This window comes from Marinobacter lipolyticus, assembly GCF_018424605.1.
GTDB lineage: Bacteria > Pseudomonadota > Gammaproteobacteria > Pseudomonadales > Oleiphilaceae > Marinobacter > Marinobacter lipolyticus_B.
Window position 1 is genome coordinate 271335 of record NZ_QTKT01000003.1, and the last position, 17589, is coordinate 288923.

18 protein-coding genes are annotated in these 17589 nt (G+C 61.3%); 10 read left to right on the plus strand and 8 right to left on the minus strand.

Features of this window, described 5'->3' with window-relative positions:
• The first annotated feature begins 16 nt into the window (after positions 1-16).
• Positions 17-1837, plus strand: coding sequence for a diguanylate cyclase domain-containing protein (locus tag DYI22_RS05930; protein ID WP_213477123.1), 1821 nt, complete (start codon positions 17-19; stop codon positions 1835-1837).
• Here the strand turns inward: DYI22_RS05930 and DYI22_RS05935 are convergent.
• From DYI22_RS05935 to DYI22_RS05965, 7 genes are all read right to left on the minus strand, one after another.
• Positions 1782-2168, minus strand: a complete 387-nt coding sequence (locus DYI22_RS05935; protein ID WP_213477124.1) for a DoxX family protein — start codon at positions 2166-2168, stop codon at positions 1782-1784. The genes DYI22_RS05930 and DYI22_RS05935 overlap by 56 nt on opposite strands.
• A gap of 16 nt (positions 2169-2184) precedes the next feature.
• Positions 2185-2634: a group I truncated hemoglobin gene (locus DYI22_RS05940; protein ID WP_213477125.1), complete on the minus strand. Its 450-nt coding sequence runs from the start codon at positions 2632-2634 to the stop codon at positions 2185-2187.
• Positions 2635-2636: 2 nt separating this feature from the next.
• Positions 2637-3512, minus strand: a complete 876-nt coding sequence (locus DYI22_RS05945) for a DUF3034 family protein (RefSeq protein ID WP_213477126.1) — start codon at positions 3510-3512, stop codon at positions 2637-2639.
• A complete protein-coding gene (locus tag DYI22_RS05950; protein WP_213477127.1) occupies positions 3509-5863 on the minus strand; it encodes a putative bifunctional diguanylate cyclase/phosphodiesterase in 2355 nt (784 codons plus the stop codon). The genes DYI22_RS05945 and DYI22_RS05950 overlap by 4 nt, the downstream gene beginning before the upstream one ends.
• Positions 5863-6480: a methylamine utilization protein gene (locus DYI22_RS05955; protein WP_228300833.1), complete on the minus strand. Its 618-nt coding sequence runs from the start codon at positions 6478-6480 to the stop codon at positions 5863-5865. Before DYI22_RS05955 ends, DYI22_RS05950 begins: the two co-directional genes overlap by 1 nt.
• Before the next feature lie 64 nt (positions 6481-6544).
• Positions 6545-7195, minus strand: a complete 651-nt coding sequence (locus DYI22_RS05960; protein ID WP_213477129.1) for a hypothetical protein — start codon at positions 7193-7195, stop codon at positions 6545-6547.
• A 148-nt stretch (positions 7196-7343) separates the two neighbouring features.
• Positions 7344-8615 carry an MATE family efflux transporter gene (locus tag DYI22_RS05965; protein WP_213477130.1) on the minus strand — a complete coding sequence of 424 codons (1272 nt, stop codon included), beginning with the start codon at positions 8613-8615 and terminating at the stop codon, positions 7344-7346.
• Positions 8616-8875: 260 nt separating this feature from the next.
• Here DYI22_RS05965 and coxB point away from each other — a divergent pair, with 260 nt between their 5' ends.
• From coxB to DYI22_RS05985, 4 genes are read left to right on the plus strand one after another with little or no spacing between them, the layout of a single operon-like run.
• The gene (coxB, locus tag DYI22_RS05970) at positions 8876-10000 is read left to right on the plus strand and encodes a cytochrome c oxidase subunit II (protein WP_213477131.1); all 1125 of its coding nucleotides are present in this window, start codon (positions 8876-8878) and stop codon (positions 9998-10000) included.
• Between the two features lie 53 nt (positions 10001-10053).
• Complete coding sequence (gene ctaD, locus DYI22_RS05975; protein ID WP_213477132.1) at positions 10054-11640, plus strand: cytochrome c oxidase subunit I; 1587 nt, start codon at positions 10054-10056, stop codon at positions 11638-11640.
• 15 nt (positions 11641-11655) lie between these two features.
• A complete protein-coding gene (locus DYI22_RS05980; RefSeq protein ID WP_213477133.1) occupies positions 11656-12258 on the plus strand; it encodes a cytochrome c oxidase assembly protein in 603 nt (200 codons plus the stop codon).
• 16 nt (positions 12259-12274) lie between these two features.
• A complete protein-coding gene (locus tag DYI22_RS05985) occupies positions 12275-13162 on the plus strand; it encodes a cytochrome c oxidase subunit 3 (protein WP_213477134.1) in 888 nt (295 codons plus the stop codon).
• 7 nt (positions 13163-13169) lie between these two features.
• On the opposite strand, the gene DYI22_RS05990 is transcribed toward DYI22_RS05985, so the two are convergent.
• Positions 13170-13373 (minus strand): twin transmembrane helix small protein, encoded by a 204-nt coding sequence (locus DYI22_RS05990; protein WP_213477135.1) that lies wholly within the window; start codon positions 13371-13373, stop codon positions 13170-13172.
• Positions 13374-13423: 50 nt separating this feature from the next.
• On the opposite strand from DYI22_RS05990, the gene DYI22_RS05995 reads away from it, so the two are divergent.
• From DYI22_RS05995 to DYI22_RS06015, 5 genes are all read left to right on the plus strand, one after another.
• On the plus strand, positions 13424-14164 hold the full coding sequence (locus tag DYI22_RS05995) for an SURF1 family protein (RefSeq protein WP_213477136.1): 741 nt from the start codon (positions 13424-13426) through the stop codon (positions 14162-14164).
• Complete coding sequence (locus tag DYI22_RS06000; protein ID WP_228300834.1) at positions 14145-14792, plus strand: hypothetical protein; 648 nt, start codon at positions 14145-14147, stop codon at positions 14790-14792. Before DYI22_RS05995 ends, DYI22_RS06000 begins: the two co-directional genes overlap by 20 nt.
• A 114-nt stretch (positions 14793-14906) precedes the next feature.
• Entirely contained in the window at positions 14907-15908 is a 1002-nt protein-coding gene (locus DYI22_RS06005) for a COX15/CtaA family protein (RefSeq protein ID WP_213477308.1), read from the plus strand.
• Positions 15905-16825 carry a heme o synthase gene (gene cyoE / locus DYI22_RS06010; protein ID WP_213477137.1) on the plus strand — a complete coding sequence of 307 codons (921 nt, stop codon included), beginning with the start codon at positions 15905-15907 and terminating at the stop codon, positions 16823-16825. Before DYI22_RS06005 ends, cyoE begins: the two co-directional genes overlap by 4 nt.
• A 23-nt stretch (positions 16826-16848) precedes the next feature.
• Positions 16849-17511: an SCO family protein gene (locus DYI22_RS06015; RefSeq protein ID WP_213477138.1), complete on the plus strand. Its 663-nt coding sequence runs from the start codon at positions 16849-16851 to the stop codon at positions 17509-17511.
• Positions 17512-17589 lie beyond the last annotated feature (78 nt).

The following is a 17589-nucleotide window of genomic DNA, read 5'->3' on the forward strand; positions in this document are numbered from 1 at the left end:
TGCCGGATCTCCAACTATGAATCACCATGCGTCGCGTTGCTGCCAGTGCCTGTTGCTGTTACTGGCGTTGTCTGGCGGGAGCAGCCTGAAAGCTGCGGCCGCTGGATTTGCATGGCTGGAGGACGCCGAATCGTCGCTGTCTGCTGGCGAGGTGCGGTCGTTGCCTGCCGAGCGCTGGCAGGGCTTTGATTCACAGGAGGTGCTGAACCTGGGCTTCAGTGATGGCAGCTTCTGGCTCCGGGTGCAGGTGCCGCCGGAGCCGGTGAATCGCCTGCTGGAGATCAGTTACCCCCTGCTCGATCACGTCGAGGTGTTCTGGGAGCGCCGGGGGGCGCTGATACAGTCTCACAGTACCGGCGACCGGTGGGCCTTCGATACCCGCCCCATTCCCCATCGCAACTTTGTGTTTCTGGTGCCGTCCAACACCGAGCCGGTGACGGCCTACGTGCGCATACAGACCCAGGGTTCGGTGCAGATTCCGGTGCGCATCGTGCAGTCGGCGGAGTTTCTCGCCCAGGAGCAGGTCTCCTACGGCTGGCAAACGGTGTTTGTCGGCATCATGCTGGCGATGGCGCTCTACAACCTGTTTGTGTACCTGATTGTCCGCCACCCTACCTACCTCTGGTATGTGCTGACGGTGATCACCGCGGCGCTGGTGCAACTGAACCTGAACGGCATGCTGTTCCAGTGGTTGTGGCCCGACCTGCCGGTGCTCAACCGCTATTTCACCACGCCGGTGATTGCTCTCAACATCATCTTTGCCGCGCTGTTTGCCATGAGCTTTCTGGCTCTGCGGCGCTATACCCCCTTCATCTACCGGATATTCCAGTTGGTCATCGCGCTGGCGGGACTGACCTTCCTCTACGGTTTGTTCGGATCGTATCAGACCGGGATTGTGATTGTCGGTATCTTCGGCGCCATCATCACCCCCCTGGCCTGGGTGACCGGGCTGGTGGCGTGGTGGCGGGGGCAGGTGCTGGCCGGCTTCTACGTGCTGGCGTGGACACCGCTGTTGCTGGGGCATCTGGTGCTGGCGGTGAGCAAGCTGGGCTACATTCCTCGGAGTTTCCTGACCGAGCTGGCCCCGCAGGTGGGGGTGGCGCTGGAGGTGATTCTGCTCTCCTTCGCCCTGGCTTATCGCATCAATCTTGAGCGCCGCGGCCGGCTGCAGGCCCAGGAGCATGCGTTGCAGGTGCAGCTCCAGGCCAATCAGACGCTGGAGGCGCGGGTGCAGGCCCGCACCGAGGAACTGGAGCGGGCCAACGAGCAGTTGAAGGCAATCTCCCTCACCGACGGCCTGACCAAGGTGGCCAATCGCCGCCGTTTCGATGAGAAACTGCACACCGAATGGCAGCGGGCACGCCGGCGCAGCTTGCCGTTGTCGCTGCTGCTGCTCGACGTCGACCACTTCAAGCAGGTCAATGACGAACTGGGTCACCTGGTGGGAGACGACTGTCTGATCAGCATAGCGGAGCTGTGTGCCGGGGAAATTCAGCGCTCCGGCGATCTGCTGGCGCGCTATGGCGGCGAGGAGTTCAGCGTGTTGCTGCCGGCCACCGAAGAGGAGGGCGCCCACCGGGTGGCGGAGCGCCTGCGCATGGTAATCGCACGAACCCCGGTCTACCCCGGTGACGGCGGTGCGCCGGTCCATCTGACGGTCAGCGTCGGCGTCGCTTCCATGATCCCGAGTGAGGGAGGCGAGCCTGCCGAACTGATCCAGCGTGCGGATCAGGCGCTGTACGCCGCCAAGGGCGGCGGTCGCAACCAGGTTCGGCGGTGGCTCAGTTTTTCAGCTTATAGCGACCCGGCCCGAGGAAAATCAGGGCAATCGCAGTGAACAGGAAAAAGCCCTGCAGCTCCAACGCCCAGCCGCCACTGTTGCCCAGCGCCATCAGTTCGTGCCCGTGCACCAGCGCAATCGCCACCAGCATGTTGAAGACAATCAGCAGGGCGCCGATGCGGGTCTGGTATCCCAGAATAACCATCAGTGGTGCCAGCAGCTCACCAATGAACACGCCATAGGCGAAGAAGGCGGGTATGCCGTGGCTGACCAGTTGGCTTTCGATAAAGCCGGTGCCGTTAAACAGTTTGGCGACACCATGAAACAGCATGAGCCCGCCAAGGGTCAGGCGGATGATCAGTTTTCCGAGATCAGCGTTGTCGAGCAAGGTAAAGGTCTCCGTTCTATAGGTTGCGAATGTCAGGATACAGCGGCAGCAGCTGTTTGATCAGCCGGTTTTGCGCGCCGGTGGGAATATCGTTCTGCTCCATGGCCAGAATCAGATTCTCAGCCAGGGCATTGAACTGTGTATTGGTGATGGTCATGTGGGAGTGAAGCTCGCGCATCTCTCGTCCAGTGTAGGTGCAGGGCCCGCCACTGAGCTCGCACAGCTGGTCTGTCAGGTTGTGGTGAAACTGGGCGACATCCATGCCCTTGAACTGCCGGTTGATGCGTTCGTCATCCACAATCAGGTAGAGCAGATCCTCAACGACGTTGGCGATGCCCGCACGTTCACCGAGTTGCTGATACAGTGAATCATCGGGTTTGTGGTTGAGGCTCTGGCAGCCACCGAGAACCAGTGCCATTCCTGACAACAGGGCGACGAACAAGGGTTTTAGGTTCAGGTTAGTCATGATCAGAAACTCCCCTGCAGCGACAGATACAGGCCTTGCTGGTCTTCCAGGGTGGCAACGTCACCCAGATTGACCAGGGCCCCTGTGACAGCCAGGCGACGGTCCGGCACCCAGGCCACGAACAGATCCCACCAGTCATCCTCGGAGGCAAAGCCCAGGTTGTCCGGCTTTTGCCGGTATTCCGCGCCTACCAGCCACTGGCGGTTGAGGAAAAGCCCGACGCTGCCCTCCATCATCAGTTCGTGGCTGTTGTTACGGTCACCGCCAAAGCCGAGCAGCCCGCCCTGGTTGGCCCGGGAAGCCCGGGCGGTCAGGCTCACCAACAGATTGCGCTCCATCGCCGCGGCGAAGAAAAGCTTGCTGCCACTGAAGTACACATCAGTTCCACTGTCGTCGCGGGCACCGATCGCCCGGGGTACGGTGAAATCCCGCTGCCGCTTGTACTGAACGCCGGCAGACCACTGGCCCCACGGACTGTATAACACATCACCGGCGAGCCGGACCTTGGCGCCGAAAATATCCTGGTTCAGTTCGTCTTCCTGGAGGCCGAAACCGTCTTTGAGGGTAAATACAAGGCTGTCCAGATCCAGGGTCTGCCGCGCCACGGTGATTTCCAGGCGGTTATTCCAGTTCAGTCCAACGCCGGTGACCGAGAGGGTGTAGTCGTCCACTTCGGCCCGACCAAGTGCCAGGGTGCCGCCCCACTCCTCGTCGCTGGCGTAACTGCCCAACAGAGCCCAGGGCACCAACCCCCCACCGGCACTGCCTTCTATGGTGGTGACGCCCCCGGTAGCCCAGATCCGGCTGCCGATGTCGGCCATTGCGGACGGTGCCACCAGCAGCGCCATGGTGAGTGTGACCAAATGTCTGGTTGTCATTCTGAATACTCCGGATTGGGTTGGGTCAGTTCCCCTATTCGGGTGGCGAGGGAGCGAGCAGTCTCCGGCAGATCGTCAGGGGCAACCGGGCGGCTTAGGTAAAAGCCCTGGCCCAGGTTGCAGCCCCAGTGGCGCAGCAGCTGCCAGGTCGCAAGATTCTCGATACCCTCCGCTACGACTTTGAGCCCGAGACCGTGTGCCATATCAATGGTGGACCGCACAATCAGCTGGTCCTGAGGCTCACAATCCAGCTTCAGCACGAACGACTTATCGATTTTCAGCTCCTGCACCGGGAGCTTGCGCAGCTGGGACAACGAGGAATAGCCTGTTCCGAAGTCATCCACCGACAGGGTCACGCCCAGCTCTCGCAGCCGGTTCAGAGTGGCCATGGCACCTTCCGGGTCCTCCATCAGGGCACTTTCGGTGACCTCCAGCGTGATTCGCTCCAGATCATGGTGCCAATCACGAAAGGTCTCAGTGATGTGCCGGGTCAGTGCGGGCCAGGTCAGGTCCATGGCGGACAGGTTGATGGCGACGCCCGCATCGATGCCCTGCTCATGCCAGCGCCGCGCATCGTTGGCGACCTGTTGCAGTATATGAGCGGTCAGGTCGTGGATCTGTCCCGACTGTTCAGCTAGGAATATGAACTCGTCTGGGGAAACGAAGCCTAGTTGCGGATGAGTCCAGCGCACCAGTGCTTCGACCTGCACCAGTGCGCCGGTCTGGCCGTCCAATTTCGGCTGGTAATGCATGTGAAGCCCGTTATTCAGGATGGCCTCGTGCAGGTCGGTGATCAGTTTCAGCTCTCTGAGGTGGCTCTCATCCTGGCCTCGCTGGTAACGGGTAACCGGTTGATGGAGTGCCTCCGCCTGTTCGAACGTGAGATTGAGTCGGCGTCGCAGGGCGTCGGTGTCGGCGGCGTCCTCCGGTAGCTCCATGGTGACGACGGTGGCGCGCAGGGAGAACGGGGTCTGGTCCAACTGTAACGGGGATTCGATGAGGTCGTGCAGGTTCCCGACTCTGTGGCTTCCCTTCTCCGGCGGCAACGGCGGGATCAGGGCCAGGAATTCGCCGCCGCCGGTGCGGGCGAGAATGCGGGCATCCGGGAGTTCCTCTTGCACGCGCTTGGCAATGCCGATCAGAACCTTATCGCCAAATTCCAGCCCCAGGGTATCGTTGATGTCGGAAAAGTCATTCAGCCGGATCCCCACCAATGTGGCCCGGCCTTGGTTGTCAAACAGCTCGACGGCCTCCTGCATCAGGGCGTTCCGGTTTTTCAGCCCGGTGACGTCATCGTGGGTAGCCGCATAGCGGATCTGGGATTCCCGTTCCCGCAAGCCCGACAGCATATCCCGCAGCGCGTTCCGAAGCTGTGTCAGCTCGCCGCCGGCCCGGATCGCCGGTGCCTGGGGGGTATTGCCCTCACCGATGGCGCGGGCATAGCTGGCCAGTTGCAACACCGGGCGCCCCAGGTTGCGGGCGATGACCAGTGCCAGCAAAATGGCGAAAATCAGGATGGCGGTTACCAGCAACGCAATCTCCACGGCCCGTCGGTAGTAGTTCTGAAGTGTGGCGTCACGACTGATTAGCAGCACGGCCTGAACGGCGGCCGGGACTGATTCGCCAAGGTTGATAATTCGGGTGAAATAGCCAGCGCTTTCGATGAAATTGGCGCTATCGGAGGCGCCTGCAAGCTCCTGTTCCAGCTTGTCGTCGATGCTGGTGGTGGCGGCAAAACTGCTCAGGCTATCACTTTGGCTCGATCGCGCCCGGAAGACCACCGAGGTGCCACTGAGTCGAGCGATGACCTCCGCCAAGGATTGGTCCATGGCAAAACCGGTAACCAACCAGGCCCGCAGTCCGGGCGCCGCTATCGGGATAATGAGAATCTCGTAGCCCCTGCCGTCTATGGCTCGCAACGAGCGGGTGAATCCGTTGTGGCGAGTGTGTGTCAGCTGTTCCTGCGTAATTGCAGGAAAGGCGCTTTGCAGGGTCGAGGCCAGGGGCTCCCCCTGACTGTCCAGCAAGAGCGCAAAGTCGGCACCAACCCTGCCGCCGTGATTTTCCAGGGCGCTGTCGATGGTTGCCGGGTCGCGGCTGGCAATGGCCGACCGGAAGCCGAAATCCTGCACCACGACGCTGAGCCGGGATAGCTCCAGATCGGTGCGGCGGTCAATGACCTCGTGGGTTAGCCGCTCTCCGATAGCCAGCTGTTCCAGTGCCCGGTTTTCTTCGTCCTCGAACAGATAAACCATTAGCAGGGCGACGATCACCAGACTGACGAGGGCCACCAGCGAGATCATGGCGGCAATGAGTCGGCCACGGAATCCAAGACGGGACGCTAAACCCATCAAAGCTCCCGAAAGCGTTGCTGGAGCCGGTCCAGCGAGCCTTCTGCGGCAGGCTCGGGCTCAAGATTGAGGGCTACGATTGCCGGCGCGCTGCCGCGTTCGATTTCGCGGGTGACGGGGCGTGTGTTGTCTGGCAGTCGTGGGTGCCAGATCTCAATTGTCACCTTGCCCTGGCTGCTTACGGTATCCGGAGCTGCGATAGACAGAGTGACCTGGCCAGAGGCATCTGTCTGACCGACTGAGGCGGAATCGGTGACCACCACAAAGCCCTGCATGTGATCGTGAATGTTGCAGCCCAGTTCAACGATGCCTGGTTTGTCGAACACAATTGGAGCAGCCGGCCGGTCAGCGTACAGTTCAATGTTGAAGGTTTTTGCCGGCGAAAAAGAGTACACGTGGTGCTGGGTATTGTCGCGATTTGGAAAATCCACGCTGGAGCCAACGGGAACCACTAGCACGTCGGGATGGAAAGCGCGATCCTTCTGATAGATTTCGGCAGAAACCGGGGTGCCCGGACGGGCGCTGTTCACGGAAACCACGGCATTAGCCACGGGCTCGGTGTTCCCATCCAGGGTAACGGTTACAGACAGTTCGTACGCGTTAGCTGTCACGGCCATGGCAGACATCAACAGGCCCGCTAGTACTGCAATCTCTGGTACTCGCATCTATCCTCTAAGGCTGTCAGGCCAGACCGGAACCGAGGGAAAATCGTATGTGGTTCCTCACTAACAGATTTTCCCAGTAATGTCGCATCCAGTCCCAGGCGGCGTTGTTCACCTGCTCGACAAAAGGGTCAAGATTCAGCTCGAAATAGTCCGGCGTGCCTGCAATCTGCAACACCGTAACGGTGATCGAATCGTCCAGCTCATTGGCGAAAGGCTCGCCGATGAGCTGATGCACTAAAAGATTAGCACGAGTAGCCTCTATATCCACCAGCTCGCTGGCCCGGGTCCAACGGTTGTTCTCATACATTTCTTCCATCAGGCGATGGCATTGGTAGGCCCGGATCAGCAGGCCGTCGAGCCCGTCGTAGTGAACCAGCAGCATCGACGGTTGGGTGAAGTAGCGAGTGGCGGCGTCGATGAAGGGCGCGAACAGTTCGGCCTTGTCCGCTTCGCGGGCACAGGCGTCGACGCATTCGATCAGACGCGGCGCCATCTCGATGTATTCCACCGCAAACTGGAACAGGCAGGTGGCCGGCTGGTAGCCGTCGATGGTGATGGTGCCCGGCAACGACGCGGCTTTGTCCCTCAGCTGACGAAGAAACGTGCCGGAGCGGGCTTCCTGCCGTCGTGCCTGATCAATAATGTCTAGGACTGCCTGTGGTGTCATTTCTGGGGATGCCGGTGTCTGAACGAATTGAGGTCGCAAGGCGCCTCCCATTGTTCACTAAAGGGTCGCTGTGGGCAGGTAAGCAGGGGCTGGCTACCGCAACAAGCCTGCCATTTAGCATTATTGTAGTCGAGATTCCGCAGCCTGCTTACTGTGGGGTAAACCAGCGCCCGTGGCGGCTGTGGGAGAGAAACAGCCAGCCCATGGTGAGTGCCCGCGCCAGCATCAGGCAGATCAGCGAGAACCACAGCCCGTGGTTGCCCCAGCCGGTGGTCAGCCACCAGACCGGCAGGAATACCGCCAGGGCCGAGAACAGCATGGTGTTCTGCATGTCGCGGGTGCGGGTGGCGCCAATAAACACGCCGTCGAGCAGAAATCCCCACACCGCAGCAAGCGGCAGGGCCCAGAGCCAGGGCAGGTACTGCCAGGCGGCGGTACGGACCTCCTCAATACCGGTCAGCAGGCTGATCAGGTAGCGACCGCCAAGCACGAATGCCACAGTGAAGATCAGCGAGCCGTACAGGGACCAGCGCAACGCGGTCCGGAACACCAGGCGAAACCGCCGGCGACTGCCCTTGCCGACCGCCTCGCCGATCAGCGCCTCGGCGGCATTGGCAAAGCCGTCCAGGCCGTTCGAAATGACCAGCAGGAAGGTGATGAGCACGGCGTTGGCGGCGAGAATGGTATCGCCCTGCCGCGCGCCCTGTGCGGTGAAAAATGCCAGCACCAGCAGCAGCGCAACGGTGCGCACCATGATGTAGCGGTTGACCTGCAGGATACGAAGGTAGTCCGCCAGTTGCCCCACCAGGGCTCGGCTGAATGCCTGCCCCGCCGGCATGCGCAACAGCACCAGGCGTAGACCGATGGCGGCGGCCGAGTACTCCGCAATCACCGTGGCAATGGCCACGCCCTGGCTGTTCCATCCCAGAACGGTCACGAACAGCACATCGAGCACAATGTTCAGGCTGTTCGCGACGATCAGCATGATCATCGGCGCGCGGGCGAACTGGGTGCCGATCAGCCAGCCCACCAGGGTGTACTGACACAGCACCGCCGGGGCGCTCCAGATGCGGATGGCGGCGTAGCCGGCGGCCAGCTCGGTGACCCGTTCGCTGGGGTTCATCAGTGTCAGGCCGAGGTGAATGAGCGGCCGGTGAAACAGAATCAGCAACAGGCCGATGGCCACGGCCAGTGCGAGGGACCGCACCAGCAGGGCCACCTGGGCGAAGTGATCGCGTTTGCCCCAGGCCTGGGCCGCCAGCCCGGTGGTGCCCATCCGCATAAAGCCGAACGTCCAGTACAGGATGCTGAAAAGATTGGCCCCCACGGCGACCGCGCCCAGGTACTCCGGGCTTTCCAGGTGGCCAAGCACGGCGGTATCCACCAGACCCAGCAGCGGTACCGTCAGGTTGGTGAGCATCAGTGGCCAGGCCAGCGCCCAGAGGCGTCGGTCGGTGGCGGAAAGTGAGAATACGTTATTCGGTTTGATTATTACCTTTCCCTGCTTATTACTTTTGGGTTTACTGGTTTCTTAGCAATTCTTTGATCTGTGTCTATACTCAACTCTGAGTTATCCATAAGCAGACTTCCACTCTGGACTGATAGCGTGTGCGAGCGCCGTCGGCACAGAGGGATTAGACGCCAAAATCCGACAAGAATAACACTCTGTGGAGACACAGTATGCGCGTGCACGCTAAGCGGGCAGGTGCCCTTTTGGGCGGCTTGTTGTTCCCCGCCTGGTCCATGGCGGACTGGACGTTGAACATGGCTCCCGGGGTCACCGGCACCAGTAATGAAATTTTCAGCCTTCATATGACCATTCTCTGGATCTGCGTCGCCATTGGTGTCGTGGTGTTCGGAGTCATGTTCTGGTCAATATTCGCTCACCGAAAGTCCCAGGGCGCCAAGCCGGCGAATTTCCACGAAAACACGCTGGTGGAAATCCTCTGGACCATCATTCCGTTCGTCATTCTGGTGGTCATGGCCATTCCGGCGACCGCCACCCTGGTGGACATGTACGACACCACCGAATCGGACGTCGACATCAAGGTCACCGGCTATCAGTGGCGCTGGAAGTACGACTACATCGAAGAGGACTTCGGGTACTTCTCCAACATGTCCACCAGTCGTGACGAGATCTACAACCGTACTGCCAAGAGCGAGAACTACCTGCTCGACGTGGACAACCCGATGGTGGTGCCGGTGGGCGCCAAAGTGCGCCTGCTGCTGACCGCCAATGACGTCATCCACTCCTGGTGGGTGCCGGCCTTCGGCGTCAAGAAAGACGCCATTCCCGGCTTTATCAACGAGACCTGGACCCGGGTCGATGAACCGGGCATTTACCGTGGCCAATGCACCGAGCTGTGCGGCAAGGATCACGGTTTCATGCCGGTGGTGGTCAAGGCCGTGCCCCAGGAGGAATACGACCAGTGGGTGGCCGAGCAGCGCGAGGCGGCCGAGCGGGAGCGTGAACTGACCGAGAAGGACTGGACCCTGGAAGAGTTAATGGTCCGCGGCGAGAAAGCCTACGCCAGTGCCTGTGCGGCCTGTCACCAGGCCGACGGTAGCGGCGCACCCCCGGCCTTCCCGGCGCTCAAGGGCAGCCAGATTGTTCTCGAGGACATGGAAGCCCACCTGGATGTGGTGGTGAACGGCGTCTCCGGTACCGCCATGCAGGCCTTCGGCGAACAGCTGAACGAAGTGGATCTGGCGGCGGTCATCACCTACGAGCGAAATGCCTGGGGGAATGACACCGGCGAAATGATCACGCCGAAAGAAGTATTCGAGTACAAGAATCAGGAATGATTCCTCAAATGACATCACCAGCCAGTACAACACGGCGGTAACGGGGGTTTTTCATGAGTGCGGTTGCAGATACCCACGCCCAGGATCATCATCACCACGGCCCGGCCAAAGGCTTCAGCCGGTGGTTGCTGACGACCAACCACAAAGACATCGGGTCGATGTACCTGATCTTCAGTTTTGCCATGTTCCTTCTCGGCGGCACCATGGCCATGGTCATTCGCGCCGAGCTGTTCCAGCCCGGCCTGCAGATCGTCGAGCCGGAATTTTTCAACCAGATGACCACCATGCACGGGCTGATCATGGTGTTCGGCGCGGTCATGCCGGCCTTCGTCGGCCTGGCCAACTGGATGCTGCCACTGATGATCGGCGCGCCCGACATGGCGCTGCCGCGGATGAACAACTGGAGCTTCTGGCTGCTGCCCTGTGCCTTCCTGATCCTGGTTTCCACGTTGTTCATGGAAGGGGGTGCCCCCAACTTCGGCTGGACCTTCTACGCGCCGCTGTCGACGACCTACGGGCCGCCGAGTACCACCTTCTTCATCTTTGCCGTCCATATCATGGGGATCTCCTCGATCATGGGCGCCATCAACGTGATCGCCACTATCCTCAACCTGCGGGCGCCGGGCATGACCCTGATGAAGATGCCTCTGTTCGTGTGGACCTGGCTGATCACCGCGTTCCTGCTGATTGCCGTGATGCCGGTGTTGGCCGGTGTGGTCACCATGATGCTGATGGACATCAACTTCGGCACCAGCTTCTTTGACGCCTCCGGCGGCGGCGACCCGGTTCTGTTCCAGCACGTGTTCTGGTTCTTCGGCCACCCCGAGGTCTACATCATGATCCTGCCGGCCTTCGGCGCGGTGTCCCACATCATTCCGGCGTTCTCCCGCAAGCCGCTGTTCGGTTACGCTTCCATGGTCTACGCCGTGGGTGCCATTGCCCTGCTGTCGTTCGTGGTCTGGGCGCACCACATGTTCACCGTGGGCATTCCCATCGCCGGCCAGCTGTTCTTCATGTACGCCACCATGCTGATCGCCGTGCCCACCGGGGTAAAGGTGTTCAACTGGGTAGCCACCATGTTCCGCGGGGCGCTGAGCTTCGAGACACCGATGCTGTTCGCCGTGGCCTTCGTGATCCTGTTCACCATCGGTGGCTTCTCCGGCCTGATGCTGGCCATTGCGCCGGCGGACTTCCAGTACCACGACACCTACTTCGTGGTGGCCCACTTCCACTATGTGCTGGTACCGGGCGCCATCTTCGGCATTTTTGCCTCGGCGTATTTCTGGCTGCCGAAGTGGACCGGCCACATGTACGACGAGACCCTGGCCAAGACTCATTTCTGGCTGTCCTTCATCGGCATGAACCTGGCGTTCTTCCCGATGCACTTCCTTGGCCTGGCGGGCATGCCGCGCCGGATTCCGGATTACGCCCTGCAGTTCGCTGATTTCAACATGGTGTCCAGTGTCGGCGCCTTCATGTTCGGGGCGACCCAGCTGCTGTTCCTGCTGATTGTGGTGAAGTGCGTCAAGGGTGGCGAAAAAGCGTCGGCCAAGCCCTGGGACGGTGCCGAGGGTCTGGAGTGGACCGTGCCTTCACCGGCGCCCTACCACACCTTTTCGACACCACCGGAAGTCAAGTAAACGGAGCATCTGGCCATGACCGACGCACCTCAGGACAGATCACAACCACCCCGCAGCAACACGCGGGTGGTGGGATGGTGCCTTGGCGGCGTGGTGGGCATGTTCGCCTTCGGGTTTGCCATGGTGCCGCTGTACGACGTGTTTTGTGAAATTACCGGCATCAACGGCAAGACTGGCGGGCGGTACGAGTCCACCGTCGCCGCTGAGCGGGATGAGAACCGCACGGTTCAGGTGCAGTTCCTGGCCCAGAACGGACCGGACATGCCCTGGACCTTCCGCCCGGTGACCCGCAGCGTTGAGGTGCATCCGGGTGAGCCGGTGACCATCAACTATTTTGCCCAGAACCCGACTGATCGGGCTATGGTGGCGCAGGCGGTGCCCAGCCTGTCGCCGTCCGAGGGCACCCTGTACTTTCACAAAACCGAATGCTTTTGCTTTAACCAGCAGCCACTGGAGCCTGGTGAGAGCGTCGAGATGCCGCTGATCTTCATTGTGGATAAGGACCTGCCGGAACACATCACCAAGTTGACGCTGTCGTACACCCTGTACGATCAGGACGTCAGCCCGGCGGTTTCCAGCAATTCCCGGGTCAGGAAAACAACAAACGATAACGGATAAGCCATCGGAGACTGTCATGGCGGATAACCAGACCTATTACGTTCCCGAACAGAGCAAGTGGCCCATTGTTGCCACCGTCGGCCTCGGGGTCACCCTGTACGGGGTGGCCGCGATCATGGTCAACGGCAAGCAGGGCGAATCCACCACCGGCGCCTGGATCATGTTCTGGATCGGCGCACTGATCATGGCCTACATGCTGTTCGGCTGGTTCGGCAACGTCATCAAGGAAAGCCGTGCCGGACTTTACAGCCCGCAGATGGATCGCTCGTTCCGCTGGGGCATGAGCTGGTTCATTTTCTCGGAAGTGATGTTTTTCGCCGCCTTTTTCGGCGCGCTGTTCTACGCCCGGGTCTTTGTGGTTCCCTGGCTGGGCGGCGAAGGCGACAAGGGCAGCAGCAACATGCTGTGGGAAGGCTTCCAGGCCACCTGGCCACTGATCAACAATCCGGACCCCGGTGCCTATCCCGGCCCGAAGGAGGTGATCGGTCCCTGGGGGCTGCCGCTGATCAACACCATCCTGCTGGTGACCTCCTCCTTTACCGTGACCGTGGCGCACCACGCCATCAAGGCCGACCACCGCGCCAAGCTCAAGCTGTGGCTGGGAGCAACCATTGCTCTGGCGGTGGTGTTCCTGTTTGTCCAGGGGTACGAATACATCCACGCTTACCAGGATCTGGACCTGACCCTGCAGTCCGGTATCTACGGCAGCACCTTCTTCATGCTGACCGGTTTTCATGGCGCCCATGTACTGCTGGGTACGCTGATGTTGACCATCATGCTGATTCGCATCCACAAGGGACACTTCAGCGCGGAAAAGCACTTCGGCTTCGAGGCGGCGGCCTGGTACTGGCATTTCGTGGACGTCGTCTGGCTGGGCCTGTTCGTTTTCGTGTACGTTATCTGAACCGGCGTCAGGGGGTCGGGTTCAGTACCAGGCCCCCTTGCCACAGGGAGATCAGGATCACCAGCAACAGCAACACACTCAGCGCGACCCGCACCGTCAGTGAGTTCACCACCCGGTTGGTTTTGCCGCCGTCCTTGATCAGAAAGAACAGCCCGCTGAACAGACTGAAGATAACTGCCAGCATGAGTAGGATTACGACCGCTTTCAGCATGGGGTTTCCCGTACCTGATTGTGTTTATTGTCAAACCACTATAGCAGAGCATGCCCAGTACCGGGCCGCGTAAACCTCGCCGCTGGCGGTTTGACTGGCGATTGTTGCTGTTTGCCGGTCTGTTCCTGCCGCTGCTGGTCAGTCTCGGTCTCTGGCAGCTTGATCGTGCCGCCGAAAAGCAACAGCAGCTGCAACAATGGCAGCAGCAAGCCGGCCACCTGGACTGGCCTCAGCAGTTGGCCGCCGGGCTCGCGCCCGGACAGCCGGTGACTCTGTCCGGGCACTACAGTGAGCGAACCTGGCTATTGGACAACCGCACCCGCGACGGCGTTCCCGGTTACGAAGTGCTGACCCTGTTCTATCCGGAGGAAGGGCAGCCGGTGGTGGTGAATCGCGGTTGGTTGCGGGCACCGCGCACCCGCGATGAGCTACCGCCGGTGGCCACGCCGAGCGGCAAGGTGGTGATTGCCGGCCGCCTCGCCGGGTTTCCGGAACCGCCGGTTCTCGCCGACCCGACCGTCGGGGAGGGGCGCTGGCCGAGACGGGTGCAGGCGCTGCCCGCCACGCTGGCAGCGCGCGAGGCAGCGGATCTGACGCCATTGCTGGTGAAGTTGTCGGGCGCCGAACAATCCGGTGCCTACCGGGCAGACTGGGCACCGGACATCATGGGGCCGCAAACCCATTACGGATATGCATTTCAGTGGTTTTCACTGGCGGTCGCACTGGTTATATTGACGGTGGTAGCGAGTTACCGAAAAACAGGAGCCAATAATGACAACGACAATGGCTAAGCGGGCGCCGGAGCAGCGCTCCGAAGGACCCACTCCCGAACAGATCCGCCGTGGCCGGCGCACTGCGCTGCTGCTGTTTGTTATCGGCTTCGGCCCCATGGTGTTTGCCACCATCATGTTCTACACCGGCTGGCTGAATCCCGCCGGTCATACCAACAACGGCCAGCTGGTGCAGCCTGTGGTGCCGGTTGCCGGCCTGCACCTGCAGACGTCTGACGGCCAGGCGCTGGCCGATCGTTTCGGTCCCGAGCGCGCCGACGCCGAGTGGATGATGCTGGTGGTGGCCAGTGACTGCAACGACGCCTGCGATAACCTGCTGTACCTGTCCCGTCAGGTCAACATCGCCCTCGGCAAGAACGCCGACCGGATGACCCGCGCCGCCTGGCTCGGTGCGGTTCCGGCCGCTCTGGAAGACCGCTGGGCGGGCGAGTACAGCTCAGTGGATCGCCTGCAGGTTGAGCGCGGCGCTGCCCCGGCATGGCCCCCGGGCGTCCAGCCCGAGCAGGAACCCCGGATCCTGCTGATCGATCCGTTTGGCAACGTGATGATGCATTACGGCAAGGAGCATTCCGGCAAGGACATGCTCAAGGATCTCAAGCACCTGATGAAACTGTCCCAGATCGGGTAACCGGATGTTCGGAGGAAGCGGATCTTGAATCAGCCCCAGGCTTCGTTATCGGATCGTGCCCGCAAGCTGGCGCGTTGGTCTCTGTTTGCCACCTTGCTGGCGGCGGTGGTGATCATGCTGGGCGCCTGGACGCGCCTGGTGGATGCCGGCCTCGGCTGCCCCGACTGGCCCGGTTGCTACGGCTTTCTGTCGGTTCCCCAGAGTGCCGAAAGCATTGCCATTGCCAACGCCCGCTTCCCGGATACACCGGTGGAAGTGGAAAAGGGCTGGCCGGAAATGATTCACCGTTACGCCGCCGGCACCCTGGGGCTGGTGGTGTTCGGGCTGGCCGGCTACGCGGTTCGCCATCGTCGCGAGGGGCTGCCGGTGAAGTTGCCACTGTTCATTGCCGGGTTCATTGTGCTGCAGGGCGCGTTCGGTATGTGGACGGTCACCCTGAAACTCTGGCCACAGGTGGTCGCGCTCCATCTGCTGGGCGGATTCACCACCATCACCCTGCTCACTCTACTGACCCTGCGCCTTCGTGGCCGGCAGTCACCGCCCGCCCGGCCCGATGCGGCGCCTGCCCGTGGTTTCCGGCCCTGGCTGTATGGCGGGCTGGCGCTGGTGATCATGCAGATTGCCCTGGGCGCCTGGACGGCCGCCAACTACGCCGCGGTGGCCTGCCCCGAGCTGCCAACGTGCGAGGGCCAATGGTGGCCTGCCGACATGGATTTCCGCCACGGCTTCGATATTGCCCAGCACGTGGGCCCTAACTACCTGGGTGGCCAGTTGACCGCCGATGGCCGGGTGGCCATTCATGTGACCCACCGGCTGGGCGCCGTTCTGGTGCTGGGCTATCTTGGCGTGCTGCTGGCGCTGATGTGGCGTCGCTTCCGGGGCAGTCATCTGGGTGGTCACATCCAGCTGGTGGCGATGGTGCTGGCGGCACAGATTGCCCTGGGGCTTGCGAATGTGGCCTTCCATATTCCACTCTCTGTGGCGGTGGCCCACAACGCCATGGGTGCCGGTCTGCTGCTGGCGGTGGTTAACCTGCTGTGGCGTCTTAGAGAACAACCGCAAACCCAGGCGGTAAATCGCCCGAACACAACAATCAACCGAGAGGTGACGGCATGAGCGAGCATGCGGAAACACTGCCGGCCCAGAGTGCTGGCAGTCATACGGATTCCACCATTTCCTGGCGGGATTTCCTGGAACTGACCAAGCCGCGGGTTGTCGCCCTGATGATCCTGACGTCGGTGATCGGCATGCTGCTGGCAGCTCCGGGGGTGCCCGGGTGGGCGGTACTGGTGTACGGCAACCTGGGTATTGCTCTGCTGGCCGGGGCGGCGGCCGTGGTCAACCATGTGGTGGACCAGAAAATTGATACCGTCATGGCCCGCACCCGCAAACGACCGGTCGCCACCGGCAAGATCAGCCCGTTGGACGCCATGATGTTCGCCACCCTGCTGGCGGCCGCCGGCATGGGTATCCTGGTCTGGCAGGTCAACGCGCTGACCGCCTGGCTCACGCTGGCGTCACTGGTGGGGTACGCGGGGGTCTATACCCTGTTCCTCAAGCGCGCAACGCCGCAGAACATTGTGATTGGCGGCCTCGCCGGAGCCATGCCGCCGCTGCTGGGCTGGACCGCGGTCACCGGGCAGGTCGAGGGCCACGCCTTGCTGCTGGTGCTGATCATTTTTGCCTGGACACCTCCCCACTTCTGGGCACTGGCCATTCATCGCAAAGAGGAATACGCCAAGGCCGGGATTCCCATGCTGCCGGTGACCCACGGCAACCGCTACACCGAGTTGCACATTGTGCTGTACACCTTCATGTTGCTGGCGGTGAGCGTACTGCCCTTTGCCACTGGCATGTCCGGGGGCATCTACCTGATTGGTGCGCTGGTGTTGGGGCTGCGTTTCCTGCAATACGCCATTCGCTTGCTGAAAGGCGATGACCGGCGGGTCGCCCTCACCACGTTCAAGTATTCCATCACCTACCTGATGGCGCTGTTCGTGGTGCTGTTGGTGGACCATTTCGTCTTCTTCTGAAACCACTGATAAAGAGAGATTGCATGAACCGCTCGATCCGCCTGACCCTGATCATCTTGCTGCTGGTTGTGATGCTGGTGTTCGGTCTGGTGGTCGGGCGCCAGGTGTTCCTTGTCGGCGACACGGAGCCGGCACCGGCTCCCGAACTGACCGAACTCAATACCTACGTGTACGACCAGGGGCGGCCGTTACCGGAGTTCGAACTGTTGAACGAACACGGTGAAACGGTCACTCGCGAGGACCTCAAAGGGCGCTGGACGTTCGCATTTGTCGGTTACACCAACTGCCCGGATATCTGCCCGGCCGCCATGGCCAACCTGCGGCGGACCGAGCAGCTGCTGTCAGAGGAGCTGCCGCAGCCGGAGTACCTGCTGATCAGCGCCGACCCCGAGCACGATACCCCGGAACAGCTGCGGAATTACGTCAGCTTCTTCGGCGACGATTTCCATGGCCTGACCGGTGATCTGGAGATCCTGCGTGCAGTCGCCAAAGCCATGAATGCGGTGTTTGTTCACCGCCAGGTGGACGGCCAGCTGCTGGTGGACCACAGCGGACACTTTGCCCTGCTTAATCCCGACGGCGAGATGATCGCGGTGCTGCAGCCGCCCCACGATCCCGAGGCCCTGGCCGAGGCGTTCGAACGGATCTACGAATGGGCGCGGGCCAATCATTCCCGCGCCGGTTAACGCAGGCCCGCCTTAAGTCCCACTGACTTCATCTCGCCATTGGCTTACACTGCGCGCCTGTTTGATGTCAGGGTTGTC

Coding starts and splice junctions, on each gene's coding strand:
- DYI22_RS06000 (WP_228300834.1), top strand. CDS start 14,145: ATGACAACGACAATGGCTAAGCGGGCGCCGGAGCAGCGCTCCGAAGGA.
- DYI22_RS05955 (WP_228300833.1), bottom strand. CDS start 6,480: ATGGCCGTGACAGCTAACGCGTACGAACTGTCTGTAACCGTTACCCTG.
- DYI22_RS05995 (WP_213477136.1), top strand. CDS start 13,424: ATGCCCAGTACCGGGCCGCGTAAACCTCGCCGCTGGCGGTTTGACTGG.
- DYI22_RS05985 (WP_213477134.1), top strand. CDS start 12,275: ATGGCGGATAACCAGACCTATTACGTTCCCGAACAGAGCAAGTGGCCC.
- DYI22_RS06005 (WP_213477308.1), top strand. CDS start 14,907: ATGCTGGGCGCCTGGACGCGCCTGGTGGATGCCGGCCTCGGCTGCCCC.
- DYI22_RS05960 (WP_213477129.1), bottom strand. CDS start 7,195: ATGACACCACAGGCAGTCCTAGACATTATTGATCAGGCACGACGGCAG.
- DYI22_RS05940 (WP_213477125.1), bottom strand. CDS start 2,634: ATGACTAACCTGAACCTAAAACCCTTGTTCGTCGCCCTGTTGTCAGGA.
- DYI22_RS05965 (WP_213477130.1), bottom strand. CDS start 8,615: ATGCTCACCAACCTGACGGTACCGCTGCTGGGTCTGGTGGATACCGCC.
- DYI22_RS06015 (WP_213477138.1), top strand. CDS start 16,849: ATGAACCGCTCGATCCGCCTGACCCTGATCATCTTGCTGCTGGTTGTG.
- DYI22_RS05950 (WP_213477127.1), bottom strand. CDS start 5,863: ATGGGTTTAGCGTCCCGTCTTGGATTCCGTGGCCGACTCATTGCCGCC.
- DYI22_RS05930 (WP_213477123.1), top strand. CDS start 17: ATGAATCACCATGCGTCGCGTTGCTGCCAGTGCCTGTTGCTGTTACTG.
- DYI22_RS05945 (WP_213477126.1), bottom strand. CDS start 3,512: ATGACAACCAGACATTTGGTCACACTCACCATGGCGCTGCTGGTGGCA.
- DYI22_RS05990 (WP_213477135.1), bottom strand. CDS start 13,373: ATGCTGAAAGCGGTCGTAATCCTACTCATGCTGGCAGTTATCTTCAGT.
- cyoE (WP_213477137.1), top strand. CDS start 15,905: ATGAGCGAGCATGCGGAAACACTGCCGGCCCAGAGTGCTGGCAGTCAT.
- coxB (WP_213477131.1), top strand. CDS start 8,876: ATGCGCGTGCACGCTAAGCGGGCAGGTGCCCTTTTGGGCGGCTTGTTG.
- ctaD (WP_213477132.1), top strand. CDS start 10,054: ATGAGTGCGGTTGCAGATACCCACGCCCAGGATCATCATCACCACGGC.
- DYI22_RS05980 (WP_213477133.1), top strand. CDS start 11,656: ATGACCGACGCACCTCAGGACAGATCACAACCACCCCGCAGCAACACG.